This window comes from Burkholderia sp. BCC0044, from assembly GCF_902832955.1.
Lineage (GTDB): Bacteria > Pseudomonadota > Gammaproteobacteria > Burkholderiales > Burkholderiaceae > Burkholderia.
Genome location: NZ_CADFDO010000004.1, coordinates 992,483 through 1,014,368, shown reverse-complemented (window position 1 = coordinate 1,014,368; position 21,886 = coordinate 992,483). Strand labels below are relative to the sequence as shown.

Here is a 21,886-nt window from a genome sequence, read left to right as displayed (position 1 = left end):
GCTACGACGAAGTGCCGCTCATCGATAGCAAGACGCCCGCGATTGGTGAATACACGTCGTTCACGGGCGTACAGCGGTTACCGCTGCGCCACCGTGCCCGTCTCCCACCAGCCGCCGCCCAGCACCTTGTACAGCGTGATGAGGTTGGACTGCTTGGCGAGCATGTCCGTGACCAGTTGCTGCTGCGCGGCGTAGAGCGTCCGCTGCGCGTCGAGCAGGGTCAGGAAGCTGTCGGTACCGCTGCGGTAGCGTGCCTGCGCGAGATCGTAGTACTGCTGCGCCGAGTTCACGTAGTCACGGTCCGCGGCCACCTGGGTGACATACGTGGTGCGTCCGGCGAGCGCATTCGACACTTCCTTGAACGCCGTCTGGATGGCCTTTTCGTAGTTGGCGATGTCGATGTCCTTTTCGACTTTCGCCACGTCCAGCGTGGCGCGGTTGTAGCCGAAGTCGAAGAGAGGCACCGAGATGGACGGCGCAAATGTCCACGCGCCCGTGCCCGCCTTGAAGAGGTTCGAGAGGCTGCCGCTCGTGGTGCCCGCGGAAGCCGTCAGCTCGATCTTCGGAAAGAACGCGGCGCGCGCCGCGCCGATGTTGGCGTTGGCGGCCTTCAGCGTGTGCTCGGCTTCGACGATGTCGGGCCGGCGCGCGAGCAGATCCGACGGCACGCCTTCGCCGATGTCCGCGAACGTGTTCTCGCTTTCCATCAGCGAAGGGCCTTGCGGCAGATCGTCGGGCAGCGGCGCGCCGATTTCGGCCACCAGGTTGTTGCGGTCCTGTGCGACCGCACGCGTGTACGAGGCGAGACTCGACCGCGCGCTCGCCAGCGAGTTTTCGGCCTGGCGCACGTCCTGCAGCGACGCGCTGCCCATCTTCAGCTTGTTCACCGTGAGGTCGTAGGTGTGCTGGTCCGCATCCACGGTGTTCCGCGTGATCTGCAACGAAGCCTCGTCGGAGAGCAGTTGCAGATAGTCGGTGGCGACGGTCGCGATCAGGCTGATCTGCGTGCTGGTGCGCGCGGCGTCCGTGGCGAGGTACTGCTCGAGCGCCTGGCGCTTCAGGCTGCGCAGGCGGCCGAAGAAGTCGATTTCCCACGACGTGAGGCCCACGCTCGCGCTGCTCGAACTGTATGCGCTCGTGGAGCCTTCCACGCGTTCGCGCGTGACCGAGCCGGATGCGTTGATGGCCGGTCCGACGTTGGCGCGCGCAATGCGGTACTGCGCTTCGTACTGCGCCACGTTGAGCGCGGCCACGCGCATATCGCGGTTGTTCGCGAGCGCGAGTCCGATCAGCTTTTGCAGTCGCGGATCCTTGAAGAAGTCGCGCCAGCCGAGATCGGCTCCCGGCGGCACCGCGGCGGTGCTCTGCGCGGCCTTCGGCTGCGCCTGCGCGGGCACGGTGGACCACGTGTTATCGACCGGTGCGGCGGGCCTTTGGTACATCGGGTCCAGCGTGCAGCCTGCCAGCGCGCCCGCGCAAAGAAGGGCGATCAATGTGCGTTTCATGCGTTGCCCTCGATGATGTCGGCGGAGTCCGTGGTGTGACCGTGTTCCTTGAACAGCCTGCGCACCACGACGAAGAAGACCGGTACGAAGAAGATGGCGAGCACCGTGGCCGCGATCATGCCGCCCGTCACGCCCGTGCCGATGGCGTGGCGTGCGCCGGCGCCGGCACCCGTACTGATGACGAGCGGCAGCACGCCGAACACGAACGCGAGCGAGGTCATGAGAATGGGGCGCAGCCGCATGTGGGCGGCTTCGAGTACGGCGTCCACGAGGCTGTGCCCCTGCGCCTGCAGATCCTTCGCGAACTCGACGATCAAAATGGCGTTCTTCGTGGAAAGCCCGATGGTGGCCAGCAGCCCCACCTTGAAGTAGATGTCGTTCGAAAGTCCGCGCCCATGAGCGGCAAGTAACGCGCCCAGCACACCGAGCGGCACGACGAGCAGCACCGCAAGCGGAATCGACCAGCTTTCGTAGAGACCCGCAAGGCACAGGAACACGACGACGAGCGAGATCGCATAGAGCGTCGTGGCCTGGGAGCCGGCCTGCTTCTCTTGATAGGATTGTCCTGTCCATTCCAGAGCGAAGCCGGGCGGCAGTTTGTGCGCGAGCTGCTCGACCGCGTTCATGGCATCGCCGGTGCTCACGCCGGGCCGCGTGGCGGCCGAAACGCCCATGGCGAGCTGCCGGTTGTAGCGCTCGATCTGCGGCGGCCCGAACGTCCAGTGGCTCTTTGCGAACGACGAGAAGGGCACCATCGTGGCGTCGTAGCCTGTCGTACTCGTGGTGGTGCTCGAAGACGATGAAGACGACGAACTCGATGCGTTGCTGCTTGCCTTCACATACCAGTCGCCAAGGTCGGCAGGCATCATGCGATACGGCGCGTCCGACTGCACGTAGACTTTCTGCACGCGCCCCGTGTCGATGTAGTTGTTCACGTAGGACGAACCGAACGCGGTCTGCAGCGTGTCGTTGACGTCGGAGATGGAAAGCCCCAGCGCGTTGGCTTTTTCGCGGTCGATGTCCACCTGCAACTGCGGCGTGTCTTCAAGGCCGGACGGGCGCACCATCGCGAGCGTCGGTTCCTTCGACGCCATGCCGAGAAACTGGTTGCGCACCGCGAGCAGCTTGTCGTGGCCTGCGCCGCCGCGGTCTTCTATCTCGAAGTCGAGACCGCTTTGCGTACCCAGTTCCTGAATGGCGGGCGGATTCAGCACGAAGATGCGCGCGTCGCGATTCCCGGCGAAATGCTGGTTGGCGCGCGCGATGATGGCCGGCGCGCTGTCGCGCGAACCGCGCAGGCTCCAGTCCTTGAGCGTCACGAACGCGATGGCGTTGTTCTGCCCCTGGCCGTTGAAGCTGAAGCCGTTGATGGCGATGACCTGCTTGACGCCCGGCTCGTCTTTCAGCACGTACTGCTCCACGGCCTCCACCGTCTTCAGCGTACGCGAGGCTGGCGTGCCCGCGGGCGCGCTGATCGACACGATGAAGTAGCCCTGGTCTTCGTCAGGCAGGAACGAGGAGGGCAACGTGACGTAGAGCAACGCCACGACGCCGGCGATCACACCGTAGAGAAGCACGTAACGCGCGGGCCGCGCGACCACGCGTGCGAGCGAGGAACTGTAGCCCGCATTGCTCCTGGCGAACCACCGGTTGAACCAGCCGAAGAAGCCGCGCTTTTCGTGGTGCTCCACGTCGGCGCGCTTGAGCAGCGTGGCGCACAGCGCCGGCGTGAGCGTGAGCGCGAGCATGACCGACAGCAGCATCGCCGAGACGATGGTGATGGAGAACTGCCGGTAGATCGCGCCCGTGGAGCCCGCGAAGAACGCCATCGGAATGAAGACGGCGGTGAGCACGGTGGTCACGCCGACCAGGGCGCCGGTAATCTGCCCCATCGCCTTGTGCGTGGCTTCCTTCGGGCCGAGCTTCTCCTCGCTCATGATGCGCTCGACGTTTTCCACCACCACGATGGCGTCGTCCACGAGCAGGCCGATGGCGAGCACCATCGCGAACATCGAGAGCACGTTGATCGAAAAACCGATCATCGACATCACACCGAACGTGCCGAGCAGCGCGACGGGCACCACGATGGTGGGAATCAGCGTGGCGCGCACGTTCTGCAGGAACAGGTACATCACGAGGAAGACCAGTACGACCGCTTCGAACAGCGTCTTCACGACCTCTTCGATCGAGATGCGAACGAACGGCGTGGTGTCGTACGGGTAACTGATCGCGACGTCCTTCGGCAATTGCAGCTGGATTTCGGCGAGCTTCGCGCGCACCGCGTTGGCTGCGTCCAGCGCGTTGGCGCCAGTGGCGAGCTTGATGGCGAGCGCGGAGGCCGGCTTGCCGTTCAGACGCGACGACGTGTCGTAGCTGTCGCCGCCCACCTCCACGCGCGCCACGTCCTTCAGCAGCACGCGCGAGCCGTCGCTGTTCACGCGCAGCAGGATGCTGGCGAACTGGTCAGCGGTCGTCAGCAGACTCGACGAGCGGATGGTCGCGTTGATGGCCTGCGAATCCGTTGCCGGCGAGCCGCCGACCTGCCCCGTGGAAAGCTCGACGTTCTGGTTCGTGATGGCCGTGGTCACGTCGGAGGGCGCGAGTCCGAAGCTGTGCAGCTTCACCGGGTCGAGCCAGATGCGCATGGCGTGCTGCGCGCCGAACAGCGTCACGTCGCCCACGCCGTTCAACTGCGCGAGCGGATCTTCGATCCGGGTCGCGATGATGTTGCCGAGATCCACCGAATTCCAGGTGCCGCCCGGCGACGAGAGCGCGACGATCATGAGGAAGCTCGTCGACGCCTTCGCTACCTGCACACCTTGCTCCTGCACCGTTTGGGGCAGGGTAGGCGTGGCCTGCGTCACCTTGTTCTGCACCTGCACCTGCGCGATGTCGGGATTCGTTCCGGGATTGAACGTCAGCGTGATGGTGGCCTGCCCGGCGGAACTGCTCGTGGACGACATGTACAGCACGTTGTCGATGCCGCTCAGCTTCTGCTCGATCACCTGGGTCACGGTTGCAGCGACGGTGTCGGCGGAGGCGCCGGGGTAAGTGGCCGTCACCTGCACCGAGGGTGGCGCGATGGTGGGGTACTGCGCGACGGGAAGACTCGTGACCGCCGCCGCGCCCACCAGCATGATGACGATGGCCATGACCCACGCGAGAATGGGACGCTTGATGAAGAACTCTGCCATGCCGTTCTCCGTTCAGCGCTGTGCCGACACGGTCGAGGCCGTGTCTGTCGCGGGTGCCGCGGATGCCGCGTCCGCCTGCGTCTGCGGCGTATCGGCCGCCACCTTGACCGGCGCGCCCGCATGCACGCTCTGCAGGCCGCTCACGATCACGCGGTCGCGGGCGTGCAGACCGGACGTCACGATCCATTGGTCGCGGAATGCGTTGTCGGCCGTGACTTGCACCTGCTGCGCGTTGCCGGCCGCATCCACGACGTAGACGCTCGCCTTGCCGTCCGACGCGCGCGTCACGGCCATCTGCGGCACGAGTATCGCGTTGTCGTTCTCGCCTTCTTCCAGGCGGGCGCGCACGAACATGCCCGGCAGCAATTCGCGTTCGGGGTTCGGGAACGTGCTGCGCAACGTGACCGAACCCGTGGTGGCGTCCACCGTGACGCCGGAGAACTGCAGCGCGCCGGGGTGGGCGTATTCGGTGCCGTCTTCCATCACGAGCGTGACGGCGGCGCTGTCGCTGCCCGTCTTCTTCAGGCGCCCGGAAGCGAAGGCCTTGCGAAGCCTCAGCCATTCCATGCTCGGGCGCGTGACGTCGAGGTACATCTGGTCGAACGCCTGGATGGTGGCGAGCGCGGTGGTCTGGTTCGAGGTGACGAGCGCGCCTTCCGTCACGGTCGATGCGCCGATGCGCCCCGAAATGGGCGCACGCACGCGCGTGTATTCGAGGTTCACGCGCGCGGATTCGAGCGCTGCCTCGTCGGCCGTGACGCTCGCGGCGTCTTCGCGAACCGCAGCGACGGCATCGTCGTAGTCCTGCTTGCTCACGGCGTTGATCTTCACGAGTTCGGTGTAGCGGTCCGCTTTCGTCTTCGCCGAGGCCAGCGTGGCGCGGGCGTTTTCGAGCGTGCCACGCGCCTGGTCGTAGGCAGCCTGGTAGGTGGCCGGATCGATCTGGTAGAGCACCTGGCCCGCCTTCACGTCGCCGCCTTCCACGAACAGGCGCTTGAGGATGATTCCGCTCACCTGCGGTCGCACGTCGGAGACCTTCTGCGAGGAAAGGCGGCCGGAGAGTTCGGTGGTTTCGACGATGTGCTGCGGCGCGAGCGAGAGCACGCCCACCTGTGCGGTCTGCGAGGCGAAGCCGCCGGGCGGTGCGCCGGTTTGCCTGTTGCAGCCGGCGGTTCCGACTATCGCAAGTATCGAGAGTGCGGCAAACAGCCGGCATGGCCTGCACGTCATGTGGTGGTGCGCGTGGTTCGGGAGGATTGGCGTCTTCATCTTTGACCTGTTTGGACATCGCGATGTCGCGCGATGCGAGAACGGGACGGCACCGGACGCTTCAGGGGTACCTCGGCGGCACCGGTGCTGGACAAGGCGTAACGCTACCGATGGCGCATTTTTTTGTGCTTACGGAAACTTACTGTCCAGTGACGTGACCGGACAGGGGAAAGGGCATCGGGACTTCGGCATACGAAATACCCTCGCGGCCCGGCCCTCGTACCGGTTCCGTTAGCGATCGCAAATCACAGTAATATTCCGAAAGCCAGTCAGATCGCATCCGGGCTACCATCATTCCGTCCTCACGCCGCCCTGAGTACCCGAAATGCACCCACCTTCCATCCCCGACACCGCCCCGCAAGTCCTGCTCGTCGACGACGATGCGGAACTGCGCGACCTGCTGCGCAAGTTCTTCCAGCAGCGCGGCATCGAGTTCTCCGTTCTTCACGATGCAACGAATCTCGTGCGGCGGCTGGAGCGCGAGCGGCCGGCCATCATCGTGCTGGACCTCATGATGCCGGGCGTGGATGGCCTCACCGCACTCAAGCAACTGCGCGCGAGCGGCGACACGATTCCCGTCATCATGCTGACCGCGCGCGCCGAAGGCGTGGACCGCGTGCTGGGGCTCGAACTCGGGGCGGACGACTATCTGGGCAAGCCGTTCATGCCGCAGGAACTGCTCGCGCGCATCCAGGCAGTGCTGCGCCGCCAGGGGCCACCGCGAACCACGGCGGTGCGGGAGAAGCGCGCACCTTGCCGGTTCGGCCGTTTCGAACTGGATTTCTCGACGCGCACGCTGCTGTGCGAAGGCACACCCGTGAAGCTCACTGGCGGCGAGTATGCGCTGCTCGAGGTGCTGGCCTCGCACCCCATGGAAACGCTATCTCGCACGCGGCTCATCGAACTGCTCCACGGTCCGGATGCCGAAGTGACTGAGCGCGGCATCGACGTGCCGGTATGGCGCCTGCGCCGCCTGATCGAGGACGATCCGTCCAATCCCCGGCGGCTGCAAACCGTGCGCGGGATCGGCTACATGTTCATTCCCGACAACCCGGCCGATGAAGAATCCACTTGATACGATGTTCGGCCGGCTCGTCGTCACCACGGTGGGCCTGCTCGTGCTGGTTCACCTCACGTCGCTGCTGTTGATCGAGCGAACCCGCGCGAGCCTCGCCGCCTTCCATATTTCGCGCGTAGTGGAGGCTGCCGCCAGCATGGGCGGCCAGGACAGCGGCGGTGAGCGGTCCGTGGCGGACATCCTCGGTATTTCGTTCGTGGACCTGAAGCAACTGCCGGCCGCCGATGCGCAGCGCTTTCGCGGCGACACGAACGGGCCCGTCGAACGGCAATTGCGGCACGTGCTGCCGCCGGGCACCCACGTGGCAATGGACGACGACGGCACGCTGCGCGTGCTTCAAGCAGGCAGCACGCGTGGCATCGTGCTGCCGCAAGCCGAGGTGCCGCTGAGCCGTTTCACCGGGATGCTGGCGTTGACGCTGGTGTTCGCCGTCGCGGTTGCCGTCGTGCTTGCCTGGCAACTGAATCGCCCCATTCGCGATCTTGCCGCAGCCGCGCGCGAATATCGCACCGGTCGCCATCTGAACATCGTGCGCAAGCGCGGGCCGCGCGAATTGCGTGAGCTGATCGGCGACTTTGACGACATGACGGGCGAGCTGGCCGTGGCCGAGCGCGAGCGCGCCGTGATGCTGGCGAGTATCGCGCACGACCTGCGCACACCGATCACACGCATGCAGGTGCGGGCTGACCTGCTGACCGACCGTGGCGATCGCGAGGGTTTCTTGCGCGATACCGAATCGATGTCGCGTGTCATCACGCAGTTTCTCGACTTTGCGCGCGAGATCCCCGAAGGTTCGCCGCAGATCAGCGTGGACACGTATTGTCGTCGCGATTACGCCGGCGCGCCGGGTCCGAGCGGCGAAGCGCACCTGGATGCGCTCGTCACGCTCGATCTTCACGCGGGGCCCGGCTTCATGCTGCCCACGGTCGATATCGACCGCACGCTCTCGAACCTCGTCGAAAATGCGCTGACCTACGGCGAGCCGCCCGTGGAGATCGCCACGCGAGCGCATGGCGAGCACTACGAACTCGTGGTGCGGGACCACGGGCCCGGCGTATCCGAGCCCGATCTGGATCGCGTGCTGCGTCCGTTTGTCCGGCTCGATCCCGCTCGCGGCGGCACCTCGCACAGCGGCTTGGGCCTGGCCATCGTTCACCGCCTCGTTCGCCATCACGGCGGCACGCTGCAGATTTCCAACGCGGCCGACGGCGGGCTTGTCATAGCGATGAGGTTTCCGAAGCACAGCGCCGCGCAATGAAGCGCCGCGCGCGGTGTCGTCACCCGTTTGCATGCGCCGTGAAGGGCGGCACGACGCAAATAGCCATGAGTCCGGTTGACGGGTAGACGAAGGCGCTGTCGTAGCGCGTGGGCGGTATTGTGCCGGGGTTGTCGCATGCGCGAAAGAGGCGGGCAGTGTCTTTGGCCGAACCGCGCGCATTTGCCGGGCGCCGCACGCATGGTGCCGCTCGTGCGATGGGTCCAGCCGGCCGGTCTTCACGCGTAACGCACGCGTACGGGACAGGTGGCAGCTCTCCACCGGTCCCGCCACGATTCATTCCGGCTCGGGTTCGCGCATCTGCTGCCGCGGCACGTTCAGCCGACGCGCGATCCTGCCGCCCGCGAGCTGCCACTCGAGCGGATTGCGGAAATCGAACGTGTGCAGTTCGCGTCGAAGGTGCGGCCAGTACCCACGCAGGCTCTGGGACACCCGGGAGCGCTCGATGCGCGAAGGCCGGCCGTTCGCGTGTCAGTACCCCGATCCGCCGCCCGCCTGATCGCTGACGATCGCCACCCCCGAACTGGTCCCGAGCCGCGTCGCGCCGGCTTCGAGCATCGCGAGCGCGGCCGCGCGGTCGCGCACGCCGCCCGATGCCTTCACGCCGAGCGTCGGCCCGACCGTGCCGCGCATCAGCGCGACATCGGCAAGCGTCGCGCCGCCGTGGCCGAACCCGGTCGACGTCTTCACGAACGCGACGCCGAGATCGCGGCACATCTCGCACACGCGCACCTTTTCATCGTCGGTCAGCAGCCCGGTTTCGAGGATCACCTTGAGCGGCACCGTGCCGCAGGCGCGATGCACGGCGTCGATGTCGGCCTTCACGTCGTCGGCGCGGCCGCTTTTGAGCGCGCCGATGTTGATCACCATGTCGATCTCGCCGGCGCCTGCCGCGATCGCGGCGGTGGCTTCGAATGCCTTCGCGGCGGATAGCCCCGCGCCGAGCGGAAAGCCGACCACGGCGCAGACGAGCACGCCGGTTTCAGCCAGCTCGCGCGCGGCGAGCGGCACGTTCGCCGAATTCACGCAGACCGAGTAAAAGCGATGCTCGGCCGCCTGACGGCAGAGTTCGCGGATCTGCGCGTCGCTCGCGTCGGGCGCGAGCAGCGTGTGATCGATGGTTTGGGCGAGTTGGGCGTTGGAAAGCGGCATGTGTCAGGACTCCACGGATCGTGTGCGGACAGGGCACACGGAAAGTTGATGTTTTCACATCGGTTTGTTACAAATACGACATTCCGGCCGGGCCCGCGCGCCCGGCACGACGGGCGACTCACGCGGCGGGCACGCAGGATACAGGCATGGAAACAAAGAAGGGCGAACGGATCAAGACATTGATGAACGTGCTGCAAGGGCAGAACGCGATTCATCTGAGGGAAGTCGCCGAGCTGTTCGGCGTGTCCGAAATGACGATCCGCCGCGATCTCGCGGACAACCCGCACGGCCTCAGCCTGATCGGCGGCTACGTGACGCGCCATTTCGCCGCGCAGCGCAGCGATATCGGCGAATACCTGATCAGCGCCGAGAACAACCGGCAGACCGAGGAAAAGCGCCGCATCGGCAAGCTGGCCGCGCAGTTCGTGACGACCGGCGACACGATCTTCGTCGACTGCGGGTCGACCACGCCGTTCATCGTCGACTTCATTGCCGACGACCTCGAATTCACGGCGGTCTGCAATTCGCTGAACGTGTTCGCGAAGCTGCAGCAGAAGCCGCATTGCAACGTGATCCTGTGCGGCGGCGCATATCACCGCCAGAACATGGTGTTCGAATCGGTCGCCGAAACGGGCATCCTCGATTCGGTGCGCGTGTCGAAGGCGTTCATCTCGGCGGCCGGCGTGAGCGAGCGCTGCGGCGTCACGTGCTTCAACTTCCACGAAGTCGACGCGAAGAAGAAGGTGATGGCGCGCGCGCAGAACCGCTTCCTGCTGGTCGACCACACGAAGTTCGACGAAGTGCGCGCGGCCTATTTCGCCGAACTGACCGATTTCAACTACGTGATCTCCGACGGGCAACTGAGCCGCCGCTACGAAACGGCGATTCGCGAGCACGGGATCGCGCTCGTGACCTGATGCGGCACGGGTGTGCCGCGCGCGTTGCCTCGCGTGTTTCGTCGCGCTTTTCATCACGTCAGGCATCGCGCGCTTCCGCCGCGCTCAGGTAGCCGGTGACGACCTCGAAGCGGCGCGATGCGCCGGGCGCCAGCGCCGCCACGTGGCCCTTGCGGCGTTCCGCTTCGTAGCCCTCCGGCTCGCAGGTCGACGGCAGCGCGAACGCAGCCACTTGCTGATCCGCGTTGTGCAGGATCCAGCGTGTCGCATGCGGGAATTGCGCGGGGCGGTACGCGGTGTGGAACGCGCCGCCGTCCGGATGCGCGAGCCGGAAATGCGCGACACCGTCGGCATCTGTTTCAACTCCGTTCATGAAGAACACGATCTCGGGGTCGTACAGCGCGGGCGCATCGAGCGTCGCGAGCCGCGCCGGTTCGCGCGCGAGCGTGGCCGTGTAGTCGCGCCACGCGGCGGTCGGCTTCACGTGCGCGGGCACGCTGTCGCGCAGCCGCATGCCGCCGCGCGGCAGCGACTGCTCGAAGCGGCCGCCCGGCACGTACGCGTAGTTCAGGTGCGCCATGTACATCAGGTCCATCGGCGCGCCGCCGAGATTCGTCACGTCCATCGCGATCGTCATCCGCGCATCGTGCTCGGCCAGCCGCACCGACGGACGCGCGACGTAATGGCTGCCGAAGCCCTGCACGTATTCGTATTCGCCGGTCACCTCGACCGTCGCGCCGCGCGCATCCGTGCCGACGACGAGGCTCGCGCGGTCCATCGGCGCGCACGGCATCTCGCCGTGCAGCGCGTGCGTGTCGTCCGGCCCCGGGCAGCCGTTGCGCAGCAGCCCGCTGTGGAACATGAAGCAGCCGTAGGTATCGATGATCGACGCCGCGCGCTTCGGCTGTCGAAACATGTGCTTCATCGTCAGGTCGCGGCCGTCGAATTCGGCGGCCCAGATCATCTGGCCGAGATACGGCAGCACGACGAGATGGCCGCGGCGGTTTTCGAGCTTCAGCGCCTCGACGCCGGACGGATACGCGAACGCTGTGACGGTGAGGCCATCGGTGCGGTACAGCGTGCGCGGCGCTTCGCGGAAGTCGTCGCGCCGCAGTTCGATCTCGCCGCGCATGGTCAGGCTCCCGACGTATTGCGCGTCGCGGCGTAGCGCGCGGCCGCATGACCGTCGGCCGCCGCGTCGGGCGTGGCAGCCGGCAGGTGACGCAGACAGTAGAAGCCGTAGTAGACGATCACGACGAAGCACACGAGCGGCACGACGAACGCGAGCTGCATGTTGCCGCCGGTGTGATCGGAGATCAGCCCCTGGATCAGCGGCACGACCGCGCCGCCGACGATGCTCATCACGAGGATCGAGCCGCCGTATTCGGTGTCCTTGCCGAGGCCGTCGATCGTCAGCCCATAGATCGTCGGCCAGCACGGGCCGAGGAAGATGCTCACGCACACGGCCGCATACACGGCGGTGATGTTGTGCACGCTGATCGTATACGCGAGCAGCGCGATGCACAGGATGCCGTAGACGATCAGCACCTTGGCCGGGCCGACGCGTTTCATCACGAGCGTCGCGACCAGCTTGCCGACGAAGAACGCGAAGAACGTCGCGAGCAGGTAGCGCGACGCGCCGCGCTCGGTGAGGCCGCCGATCTGCATCGCGAGCCGGATCGTGAAGCTCCACACGCCGACCTGCGCGCCCACATACAGGAACTGCGCGATCACGCCCGCGACGAAACGCCGGTTGCCGAACAGGCGCGCGAGCGTGCCGCGCGCGTCGATCCGGTGCGTGACCGTACTCGCACCGTTGCCCTTGCACGCCGGGTACGGCGTGAGCGCGAACACGATGAACACGGCGACGAGCACGACGATCAGCCATTTGTACGGTTCGAGCGTGGCCTGGATCATCGCGAGCTGGTGCGTGTGCGCGTCGGCGGCCGACATCGCCGCGAGCTGCGCATGCGACGCGTCGCCTTCCTTGAAGATCAGGAAGCTGCCCATGTAGACGCCGGCCATCGCGCCGAACGGATAGAACGTCTGCGAGATGTTCAACCGCCGCGTGCTGGTGTCGCGCGGGCCCATCAGCGTCGAATACGAGTTCGACGCCGTTTCGAGGAACGACAGGCCGGCGGCGATCACGAACAGCGCGACGAGGAACATCCCGTATTTCGCCATCGACGCGGCCGGGAAGAACAGCAGGCAGCCGGTCGTGTAGAGCAGCAGGCCGACGAGGATCGTCGTCTTGTAGTTGAACTTTTTCACGACGGTCGCGGCCGGAATCGCGAGGAAGAAGTAGCCGAGATAGAACGCGGACTGCACGAACGCCGATTCGAAATCGGACAGGAAGAACGATTTCTTGAACTGCGCGATCAGCACGTCGTTCAGGTTCGCGGCGGTGCCCCACAGCGCGAACAGGCAGCACAGCAGCGTGAACGCGAAGAGCGGCGTGCGATTCAGGTAATAGCCGTCGGGGGCGTGTTCGATCCGGGTTCGGCTCATGGGTGTCTCCTTCCCAATGTCTCGTCGATGAAGGCGCCGGTCAGATGCCGGCGTCGCGGAGGAAGCGTTCGAACGTCGCGGCGTCGGCGTACGACTTCTGCGTGCCGAGGCCTGTGACCGAATGCGCGGCGTACGCGGACGCGTAGCGCATCGCGTCGACGGTGTCGCGCGACGCCGCGTAGCAGCGTGCGAAGCAGCCGATATACGCGTCGCCGGCGCCCGTCGTATCGCGCGCGTCGACCGGCACGCCCGGCACGTGGTGCACGCCGTCGCTCGACACTAGCAGCGAACCGTTGCTGCCGAGCGTGACGAGCACATGCTTGAGCCCGCGCGCGACCAGCGCTTCGGCGGCGCGCGCGGCGCTTTCGCGCGAATCGACCGGCATGCCCGACACGATCGCGAGCTCGGTTTCGTTCGGCACGAAGAACTCGACGGAACGGATGCGTTCGAAATCGAGGTCGGCGACGGCAGGCGCGGGGTTCAGCAACACGGGAATGCCGTGCCGCGCGCCGAATTCGATCGCGTGATAGACGGTGTCGAGTTCGATCTCGAGTTGCAGCACGATCAGCGCGCATTCGGCGAGCATCGGCGCGGCCGCGTCGACGTCGGCCGGTTGCAAGTGGCGGTTCGCGCCCTTGACGATCAGGATGCTGTTGCTCGAATCGGGTTCGACGAAGATCGGCGCGACGCCGCTCGGCACGCCGGCGACCTTGCGCACGTGCGTGGTGTCGATCCCTTCGCGCTCGAAGTTGCGGATCGTGTTGTCGGCGAACACGTCGTCGCCGACCTTCGTGACCATCACGACGCGCGCGCCGAGGCGCGCGGCCGCGACGGCCTGGTTCGCGCCCTTGCCGCCGCAGCCGAGTTCGAAGTTCGGCGCCTCGAGCGTTTCGCCCCGGGCGGGCATGCGCGCGACGTAGGTCACGAGATCGACCATGTTGCTGCCGATGACGGCGATTGTCTCCATCTGGGTCTCTTCCTTGGTATGGGGGGCGGCCGTGCGCGTGGGGGGGCGATGGGCCGCGATTGGTGATAATAAAATCACATTAAATGTGAAAATGCAATCCTATGATGTTATGCGGGTCACTTTTTGGCTGGCGGGAAGGCGGACGAGATGCTCCCGTGCCGCTGTCGGCGTACCGGGGAGAACGGGGCGAAGATGTGCAAAAAAGACCGTACTTCGCGTTTCGCTATCCAGCGCTGCGATGTAACGCATTGATAATTCTTATTTTTCCGGGTGCGTTAGGCGGGCTGGGAGTCGGCGGGAGAATCGCCTCAATGCAAGCAGATTGAATGACGTGACATCGGCACGCTCTTCGAGAGTGACAGATGACGATGGCGGGGCACGGCTGTACGGGGCGCCGATCGCACGGCGGCTTCAACGTCAATACCGTTGCGCGCGCACATTTAGGTCGGTGGCAGACGAGGGCCTCGACGGGCCCGGTCGCTGAATTCTCCGCGGTGCGGTGAGGTTTGGAGGAGCGTCCGGGAGGGGTGCCTTGTCGCCTCGGTGGCGACGATGACCTGCACCTGGGTCGTTGCACTCAGAAGTCGATCACGGACATTCCTCCGGCCTGATTCGGCGCAAAAGGAAGCGCAGTGCAGCAACGCGCGCGATGCGGGTCAACCGGGATCGCGCGTGGTCGATGCGACGCCGCACTACGCCCGGTCGAGCAGGTCGACGAGCAGCCGGGCCCCGTCGGCCCCCTTCGTGGAATCGGTCCACAGCCGGTCGATCATCTTCCGGTACATCGCGACGGCATCCGCCGACGTGGTGATCGTCGCGATGCCGGTACGAATGTTCGGCAGCTCGCCGAGCCGGAACGGCGATACCGCGATATGCGCGCTGTCGTCGTCCTCGAAGATCTGGAAGGTCTCGTTCGGCAGGTTGTCGCTGACGATGCCGATACGCACGCCTTTCGCATCGTCCTCGAGCATCCCGACGATCCGCATCACTTCCCGGCGCGCGGCGAGTTTGCGCTCGAGCTGCACGCCCGGCGGCAGCCCGAGGCGGCCGACCAGGCCGTGGTGCAGGAACTGCTCGATCTGGCGCAGCCCGATCAGGCTCGTCACGTTCAGCGGTGCGCGCCGGAACGCGGCTTTCCGGTCCGCGAGGATCGCCATCACTTTCGACAGCGTCTGCCGCCACGCGGCATCGGTCAGCGACGGCGGGATGCTTTCCTCGAGCATCTGGCGCAGCCAGCCTTCGTAATCGTCGGAGGTCAGCAGGAACGAGAACGGGTCGAAATGCGCGAAGATCCGCTGCGAGCGGCTCTCGATCTGCCGCATGCGCTCGAAATAGCTGATCGCCGAATCGTGATACTCGACCTCGACGCCCATCAGGTTCGCGAGCGACACGCCGAACAGCGCGGCGAGCCGCTCGAGCGTATCGATCTTGACGATCTCGCCACGTTCGAGCTTGTAGACCGCCGCGCGCGAGATGTTCAGGCGCTCGGCGACATCCTCGCTGCGCAACTCGGCAGCCATCCGGTACGCGCGCAAGCGCTCGCCAATGCTGTCGAAGTCGAAGCGCGCGCCGCGCAGACGCGTTTTTCGGGAACCGGCGGTGGACATGAAGTACCTCTAGGTGGCGGGTGAAAAATCGACAGACACCGGGTTGCGCGACCGCGCCGCGCCGCCATCCTGCCGGAGGCATCGCGAAGATCGATGTTTGTCTATTTTTTTGTATCGGGTATTTTAACGTAGCCGACAACGGATGTTCGCACACCCGCGGCTTGCGCTCGTCCTGTGCGCGGTAACGGCCTGCGACCGGGCCGTGTCCGTGCACGTCCATGCCGTCTAAATATTTGGACGAACGGCGAGCGCGCAGACGCTGTCGGCGACAGAGGCATCGCCCCTTCCAGACATTGCCACGTGCCGGCCCATTGCGCCGGGAGGAGAAAAGCATGACGTTGCGCACCCCGCGCGTCCGGTTTCGGGCAGGATTCCTGATGGCTGGCGCCGCAGGCGCCATTGGCATCGCGCCGCTCGCGCACGCGCAGTCGAGCGTGACGCTGTACGGCGTTGCCGACGCTTTCGTCGGTTCGGTGAAGCAACCCGGCGGGCGCACGGCGCTCGTGCAGTCGGGCGGCGGGATGACGACGTCGTTCTGGGGGCTCGGCGGCAGCGAGGATCTCGGCAACGGCAACAAGGCGTTCTTCGTGCTCGAAAGCTACTTTCAACCGCAAAGCGGCGCGTACGGCCGCTACGCCGGGGACAGCCTGTTTTCGCGCAATGCGTACGCGGGATTGCAGACGCGCTTCGGCCAGCTTCGTCTTGGCCGGATCACGACGCCGCTGTATCTCGCGACGATCCAGTTCAACCCGCTGTTCAATTCGTACACGTTCTCGCCGATGATCTTCCACACGTTCAAGGGCGTGGGCGCCGAGGGCGTGGTCGGCGATTCGGCGTGGAACAACGCGCTCGCCTATACGAGTTCGACGTTCGGCGGATTCAATGCGGGGCTGCTGTATGCACTCGGCAATACGGCCGGCCGGAACGGCGCGAAGAAATGGAGCGTCAACGCGAACTACGCGCGCGGCGCGTTCGCGGCCGCCGCGGTCTTCCAGTACGTGAATTTCAGCGCGACGCCCGGCGATCTCGACGGCGCGCTCGCCGCGGCGCCGGGCCTGTCGAGCCAGCGCACGGTGCAGGTCGGCGCGTCGTACGACTGGCGTGTCGTGAAGCTGTTCGCGCAGTACATGAACGTCGCGAACCGCGCGCAGCGCGGCAACTTCCACGGCGATACGCTGCAGGCCGGCGTCAGCGTGCCGATCGGCGTGGGTTCGCTGCTGGCGAGCTACGCGTATACGCATTCGAGCGGAGCGCTCGCCGACGGCGCGCATCGCAGCACCGGCGCGCTCGGCTACGACTATCTGCTGTCGAAGCGCACCGACCTCTATTCGGCGATCAAGGTCGATCACGTCGGCGGGCTGTCGACCGGCATCACGTACGGCGCCGGCCTGCGCACGCGTTTCTGACGCAGGCATCGCGATGCGGGGCTTCCCGGTTTACCCCGACACATCGGACGCTTGCATTCCGTTTTTGATGCGGGTAGTCTAAATATTTAGACGAGGAGGAAAGCATGAACCTTATGGACGCCACGCAGTGGCTGGCACAGGACGTCGTCGGCTTTTCCGACATTCACCGGTTCGCGACGCGCTGCCGGGACGCGGCGGCGCCGCACGGGCGGGAGTCGGCGGCGCTGGTGCTGCTCGCACAGGCGGCCGCGACGTTCGCCGAACGGCAGGAGGGCGTGGCGGTCTGCACGGAGACGGTGCAGGCGTTTCTCGCCGAACTGCGCGAGCACGCGCGGCGGCTGAGCGATGCGAGCGGGGGCTCGGACGACGCGCTGCTCGCGGCGCTCAACGGTTTCGCCGCGCAGGTGTCGAAGGAACTGGTCGTCTGATGCGCGACGCCGGCGCGAATCTGCCCGGGCCACGCCCTTAAGCTGTGCGATGCCGACGATCGGGTTGCGGTCAGTCTGTCTAAAAAAAACGACAAACGACCGCAAGGCGGACCGCCGGCATCGATTTCCCCTCCTCACGATACGGACAATCATGGAAGCGAACCTTCGATCCTCCGCGGCCGCGCCCGCCGGCGCACCGCCCGAACGGGTGTCGCGCTACGCATGGAAAGTGCTGGCCGGCTCGGCCATCGGCTATGCGATGGACGGCTTCGACCTGCTGATCCTCGGCTTCATGCTGCCGGCCATTTCGGCGTCGCTGCAGCTCGGCGCGCAGCAGGCGGGGGCGCTCGTCACGTGGACGCTGGTCGGCGCGGTCGCGGGCGGCGTGATTTTCGGCGCGCTCAGCGATCGCTACGGCCGCGTGCGCGTGCTGACCTGGACGATCCTGCTTTTCGCGGTGTTCACCGGGCTGTGCGCGTTCGCGCAGGGCTTCTGGGATCTGCTCGCGTACCGGACCATCGCCGGCATCGGCCTCGGCGGCGAATTCGGCATCGGCATGGCGCTCGCGGCCGAAGCGTGGCCTGCGGCCAAGCGCGCCCGCGTGTCGTCGTACGTGGCGCTCGGCTGGCAGAGCGGCGTGCTCGCGGCGTCGCTGCTGACGCCGCTGCTGCTGCAGAGCGTCGGCTGGCGCGGCATGTTCGCGATCGGCGTGCTGCCCGCGATCGTCGCCTGGGTGCTGCGCAACAAGCTGCACGAGCCGGAAGTGTTCGTCCGGAGCCAGCAGCCGGCGCGCACGGGCGCGCGTTTCCGGCTGCTGTTCGCCGATGCGCGCACGACCCGCACGAGCATCGGCATCGTCGTGCTGTGCGCGGTGCAGAACTTCGGCTACTACGGGATCATGATCTGGATGCCGACGTTCCTGTCGAAGCAGCTCGGCTTCTCGCTGACGAAATCCGGATTGTGGACCGCCGTGACCGTGCTCGGGATGATGGCCGGCGTCTGGCTGTTCGGACACCTGGCCGACCGGATCGGCCGCAAGCCGACGTTCCTGCTGTACCAGCTCGGCGCGGTGGCGATGGTGTTCGTGTATTCGCGGCTGACGGACCCGGCCACGATGCTGTGGGCCGGCGCGCTGATGGGCATGTTCGTGAACGGCATGGTCGGCGGCTACGGCACGCTGATGTCCGAAGCGTACCCGACCGCGGTGCGCGCGACCGCGCAGAACGTGCTGTGGAACGTCGGCCGTGCGATCGGCGGCCTCGGGCCGCTCGTCGTCGGCGCGCTCGCCGCGCGCTATTCGTTTCAGATCGCGATCGCGATGCTGGCCGCGCTGTACGTGCTCGACATGGTCGTCACGGTCACGCTGATTCCGGAACTGAAGGACCGCGCGCTCGACTGACGCGCGTGCCTCCCGCCCAACCGTAACGAGGAGAGAACGATGGACGTGATCGACGGGGCGCGCGCCTGCGCGCAGCCGTGGGCGGCCACGGTGGCCACGCACGCGTGCGACGTGGTCGCGCATCGCGCGGTGAACCGGCGCTATCGCTATCTGCGCGTGCGCGCCGATGCGCCGCTCGCGAGCGTCACGCAGGCCGGCCAGTTCTATCAGCTCGTCTGCCCCGTCAGCGATCTGCACCGGCCGTTCCTGCCGCGCCCGATGAGCGTGTACGGCGTCGGCCCCGGCGCCGGCGAAATCGAGTTCCTGTACAACGTGACCGGCGAAGGCACGCGTTCGCTCGCGCAGCTCGACGTCGGCGCGCGGCTGTCGATCGTCGGGCCGCTCGGCCGCCCGTTCACGCTCGACGCCGGTGCGCGACGGCTGCTGCTCGTCGCGCGCGGCGTCGGTCTCGCGACGATGGCGCCGCTCGTGCAGCGCGCGGCGCGGGCGGGCATCGCGCTGACGGTCGTGATGTCGGCGCGCACGCCGGACGACCTGATGACCGCGGAATTCCTGCGCGGCGCGCCGGCCGACGTGCATGCGGTGTTCGACAGCGACGGCTCGTCGGCGGTCGCGAACGTGGACGCGCTGCTGCGCGCGAGAATCGCGCGCGATCGGCCGGACGCGGTCTACACGTGCGGCTCGCAACGGTTGCTCGCGCTGCTGCAGCGCGTGCTCGCCGGCCATCCGTCGATGCGCGGCGAGGTCGCGCTCGAGCAGCGGATGGCATGCGGGATGGGCGTTTGCCTGTCGTGCGTGCGGATGTTCGACGACGGCGCGACCCGCGCATTCCGGCGCGTGTGCCGCGAGGGCCCGGTGTTCGCGATTCGCGACGTGGTGACGGAGGGGGAGGTGGAAGTTGGCTGACCTGAGCGTACGCGTGGGCGAACTGCGCCTGCGCAATCCCGTGATGCCGGCATCCGGCTGTTTCGCGATCGAGTATCGCGATGCGCTCGACCTGAGCGGGCTCGGCGCGCTCGTGATCAAGAGCGTGTCGCCCGTCAGCCGCCCGGGCAACCCGACGCCGCGTGTCGCCGACGCGGGTGACGGCATGCTGAATTCGATCGGCATTCCGAGCCGCGGCATCGACGACTATCTCGAACACGTGCTGCCCGCGTACACGGGCCACGGCACGCCGGTCGTCGCGTCGGTGTCCGCCGATACGGCGGACGCGTTCGCGCGCGCGTGCGAGGCGCTGTCGCGGCCGGACGTCGCGGCGATCGAGGCGAACATCTCGTGCCCGAATCTCGAGGCGGACGGCATGGCGTTCGGGATGGACGCGGGCATGACCCGGCAGGTCGTCGACGCGATCCGCACGCGCACCGGGCATCCGCTGTGGGTGAAGCTGACGCCGAACGCGGGCAACATCGCGAAGATCGCGCAAGCGGCGCAGGATGCGGGCGCCGATGCGATCGTGATGGGCAACACGGTGCTCGGCATGTCGATCGACGTGCGCACGCGCCGGCCGTCGCTCGGCAACGTGATGGGCGGCCTGTCCGGGCCGTCGATCAAGCCGATCGCGCTGCGGCTCGTCCACCAGTGCTACCGCGCCGTGTCGATTCCGGTGATCGGCTGCGGCGGCATCCGGAGCGCCGCCGACGCCATCGAGTTCCTGCTCGCCGGCGCGAGCGCGGTGCAGGTGGGCACGGCATCGTTCCGCGATCCGGGCGTGATGCGCACGATCGTCGACGGGCTCGAGCAGTTTTGCGCGGACGAGGGCATCGGCGCGATCGCGTCGCTGACCGGGCAGGTCAGGCTCGACGCGGAGCTGAGCGAGCGCTGGCGACGCTTTTGCGCGGCGCCGGCGCGCGCGGGCGGCACGACGGCGGGGGCGTGATGAACGCGCATACCGACAGGCCGGCCGCACCGGCGGACATCGACGTGCACGACGTGCATGACGCGGCGGCGCTGCCGCTTGCCGAACTGACGGCGCTCGCCGAGCAGTGGTTCGACGAGATCCGCGTGTTGTCGGCCGACGGCGTGGGCGTCACGCGCGAGAGCTACGGCGACAGCGAAACGGCGGCCGCGCAGCGGCTGGCGGCGCACGCCGAACGCGAGGGTATCGCGGTGCGCGTCGACCGCGCGGCCAACCTGGTCTTCAGCCTGCCCGACGCGGACCCGCATGCGCGTGCGATCTGGGTCGGCTCGCATCTCGACTCGGTGCCGCATGGCGGCAACTACGACGGGCTCGCGGGCATCGTCGCGGGGCTGCTGTGCCTCGTCGCGCAACGGCGCGGCGGCTGCGCGTCGCCGCGCCCGTTGAACGTGATCGCGCTGCGCGGCGAAGAGAGCGCCTGGTTCGGCAAGGCCTACATGGGATCGAGCGCGCTGTTCGGCCGGCTGACGCCGGACGATCTCGCGATGAAGCATCGCAGCACCGGCCGCCCGCTGGCCGACTGCATGGCGGCGGCGGGCGTCGACATCGACGCGGTGCGGGCGCGCAAGCCGCTGTTCGACGTGCGGCGCGCGCAGGCGTATCTGGAGCTCCACATCGAGCAGGGGCCCGTGATGGTCGCGCGCGGGCTGCCGGTCGCGGTCGTGTCCGGCATTCGCGGCAACGTGCGGCACAACTCCATCAGCTGCATCGGCGAGGCCGGCCACTCCGGCGCGGTGCCGCGCGACCTGCGGCACGACGCGATCTTCGCGGTCGCCGAGCTGATCACGCGGCTCGACGAGCACTGGTGCCGGCTGCTCGAACGCAACATCGATCTCGTCGTGACGACCGGCATCGTGTCGACCGACCAGGACGAGCATTCGATTTCGCGAATTCCCGGCCAGGTGCATTTCAGCTTTGAGGCGCGCAGCGAGAGCACGGAGACGCTCGACGTCTTCCATGAGCTGCTGATCGCCGAATGCAATTCGATCGCACGCGAGCGCGGCGTGCGATTCGATTTCGACCGGCGCCTGGCGAGCGCGCCGGCGCGCATGGATGCCACGCTGCGCGACGCGCTGGCCGACGCGTGCACGCGGCTCGACGTGCCGTATGCGACGCTGCCGAGCGGCGCGGGCCACGACGCGGCGCTGTTCGCGAACGCGGGCGTGCCAAGCGGGATGCTGTTCGTGCGCAACGATCACGGGTCGCACAACCCGCACGAGGCGATGTCGATCGATGATTTCATGCTGGGTGTGCGCGTGCTCGCCGACACGATTGCGCGGCTGTGA

The 21,886-nt window shown here is 66.9% G+C and carries 18 protein-coding genes; 9 read left to right on the top strand and 9 right to left on the bottom strand.

What is annotated here, in order from left to right:
* Positions 1-77 precede the first annotated feature (77 nt).
* The 3 genes from HWX14_RS27305 to HWX14_RS27295 are packed head-to-tail and all read right to left on the bottom strand — an operon-like array spanning position 78 to position 5,968.
* Positions 78-1,505 carry an efflux transporter outer membrane subunit gene (locus HWX14_RS27305; RefSeq protein ID WP_175885430.1) on the bottom strand — a complete coding sequence of 476 codons (1,428 nt, stop codon included), beginning with the start codon at positions 1,503-1,505 and terminating at the stop codon, positions 78-80.
* Positions 1,502-4,699 carry an efflux RND transporter permease subunit gene (locus HWX14_RS27300; protein WP_175885429.1) on the bottom strand — a complete coding sequence of 1,066 codons (3,198 nt, stop codon included), beginning with the start codon at positions 4,697-4,699 and terminating at the stop codon, positions 1,502-1,504. Before HWX14_RS27300 ends, HWX14_RS27305 begins: the two co-directional genes overlap by 4 nt.
* 12 nt (positions 4,700-4,711) lie before the next feature.
* Positions 4,712-5,968 carry an efflux RND transporter periplasmic adaptor subunit gene (locus HWX14_RS27295; RefSeq protein WP_175885428.1) on the bottom strand — a complete coding sequence of 419 codons (1,257 nt, stop codon included), beginning with the start codon at positions 5,966-5,968 and terminating at the stop codon, positions 4,712-4,714.
* A gap of 325 nt (positions 5,969-6,293) precedes the next feature.
* Between HWX14_RS27295 and HWX14_RS27290 the strand changes: the two genes are divergently transcribed.
* The gene (locus HWX14_RS27290) at positions 6,294-7,043 is read left to right on the top strand and encodes a response regulator (protein ID WP_175885427.1); all 750 of its coding nucleotides are present in this window, start codon (positions 6,294-6,296) and stop codon (positions 7,041-7,043) included.
* Entirely contained in the window at positions 7,027-8,304 is a 1,278-nt protein-coding gene (locus HWX14_RS27285; RefSeq protein WP_175885426.1) for an ATP-binding protein, read from the top strand. The genes HWX14_RS27290 and HWX14_RS27285 overlap by 17 nt, the downstream gene beginning before the upstream one ends.
* A 294-nt stretch (positions 8,305-8,598) precedes the next feature.
* Here the strand turns inward: HWX14_RS27285 and HWX14_RS27280 are convergent, their stop codons facing one another.
* Together HWX14_RS27280 and deoC are read right to left on the bottom strand one after the other, a co-directional pair.
* Positions 8,599-8,754, bottom strand: a complete 156-nt coding sequence (locus HWX14_RS27280; RefSeq protein ID WP_244130352.1) for a hypothetical protein — start codon at positions 8,752-8,754, stop codon at positions 8,599-8,601.
* A 39-nt stretch (positions 8,755-8,793) separates the two neighbouring features.
* The gene (deoC, locus tag HWX14_RS27275) at positions 8,794-9,474 is read right to left on the bottom strand and encodes a deoxyribose-phosphate aldolase (RefSeq protein ID WP_175885425.1); all 681 of its coding nucleotides are present in this window, start codon (positions 9,472-9,474) and stop codon (positions 8,794-8,796) included.
* A gap of 146 nt (positions 9,475-9,620) precedes the next feature.
* Between deoC and deoR the strand changes: the two genes are divergently transcribed.
* A complete protein-coding gene (gene deoR, locus HWX14_RS27270) occupies positions 9,621-10,391 on the top strand; it encodes a DNA-binding transcriptional repressor DeoR (RefSeq protein WP_124557405.1) in 771 nt (256 codons plus the stop codon).
* 58 nt (positions 10,392-10,449) lie between these two features.
* On the opposite strand, the gene HWX14_RS27265 is transcribed toward deoR, so the two are convergent.
* The 4 genes from HWX14_RS27265 to HWX14_RS27250 all read right to left on the bottom strand — a co-directional run bounded on the left by HWX14_RS27265 (position 10,450) and on the right by HWX14_RS27250 (position 15,452).
* Complete coding sequence (locus tag HWX14_RS27265; protein ID WP_175885424.1) at positions 10,450-11,502, bottom strand: aldose 1-epimerase family protein; 1,053 nt, start codon at positions 11,500-11,502, stop codon at positions 10,450-10,452.
* Positions 11,503-11,504: 2 nt separating this feature from the next.
* Positions 11,505-12,878, bottom strand: a complete 1,374-nt coding sequence (gene fucP / locus HWX14_RS27260; protein WP_175885423.1) for an L-fucose:H+ symporter permease — start codon at positions 12,876-12,878, stop codon at positions 11,505-11,507.
* A gap of 40 nt (positions 12,879-12,918) precedes the next feature.
* On the bottom strand, positions 12,919-13,845 hold the full coding sequence (gene rbsK, locus HWX14_RS27255; RefSeq protein ID WP_175885422.1) for a ribokinase: 927 nt from the start codon (positions 13,843-13,845) through the stop codon (positions 12,919-12,921).
* A 692-nt stretch (positions 13,846-14,537) separates the two neighbouring features.
* On the bottom strand, positions 14,538-15,452 hold the full coding sequence (locus tag HWX14_RS27250; protein ID WP_085043334.1) for a helix-turn-helix transcriptional regulator: 915 nt from the start codon (positions 15,450-15,452) through the stop codon (positions 14,538-14,540).
* A gap of 332 nt (positions 15,453-15,784) precedes the next feature.
* On the opposite strand from HWX14_RS27250, the gene HWX14_RS27245 reads away from it, so the two are divergent.
* The 6 genes from HWX14_RS27245 to HWX14_RS27220 all read left to right on the top strand — a co-directional run bounded on the left by HWX14_RS27245 (position 15,785) and on the right by HWX14_RS27220 (position 21,886).
* Positions 15,785-16,858, top strand: coding sequence for a porin (locus tag HWX14_RS27245; RefSeq protein ID WP_175885421.1), 1,074 nt, complete (start codon positions 15,785-15,787; stop codon positions 16,856-16,858).
* 104 nt (positions 16,859-16,962) lie between these two features.
* On the top strand, positions 16,963-17,286 hold the full coding sequence (locus tag HWX14_RS27240; protein WP_175885420.1) for a hypothetical protein: 324 nt from the start codon (positions 16,963-16,965) through the stop codon (positions 17,284-17,286).
* A 151-nt stretch (positions 17,287-17,437) separates the two neighbouring features.
* Entirely contained in the window at positions 17,438-18,685 is a 1,248-nt protein-coding gene (locus HWX14_RS27235; protein ID WP_175885419.1) for an MFS transporter, read from the top strand.
* Between the two features lie 39 nt (positions 18,686-18,724).
* Complete coding sequence (locus tag HWX14_RS27230; protein WP_175885418.1) at positions 18,725-19,591, top strand: dihydroorotate dehydrogenase electron transfer subunit; 867 nt, start codon at positions 18,725-18,727, stop codon at positions 19,589-19,591.
* Entirely contained in the window at positions 19,584-20,561 is a 978-nt protein-coding gene (locus HWX14_RS27225) for a dihydroorotate dehydrogenase (RefSeq protein WP_175885417.1), read from the top strand. Before HWX14_RS27230 ends, HWX14_RS27225 begins: the two co-directional genes overlap by 8 nt.
* The gene (locus HWX14_RS27220) at positions 20,561-21,886 is read left to right on the top strand and encodes a hydantoinase/carbamoylase family amidase (protein ID WP_175885416.1); all 1,326 of its coding nucleotides are present in this window, start codon (positions 20,561-20,563) and stop codon (positions 21,884-21,886) included. Before HWX14_RS27225 ends, HWX14_RS27220 begins: the two co-directional genes overlap by 1 nt.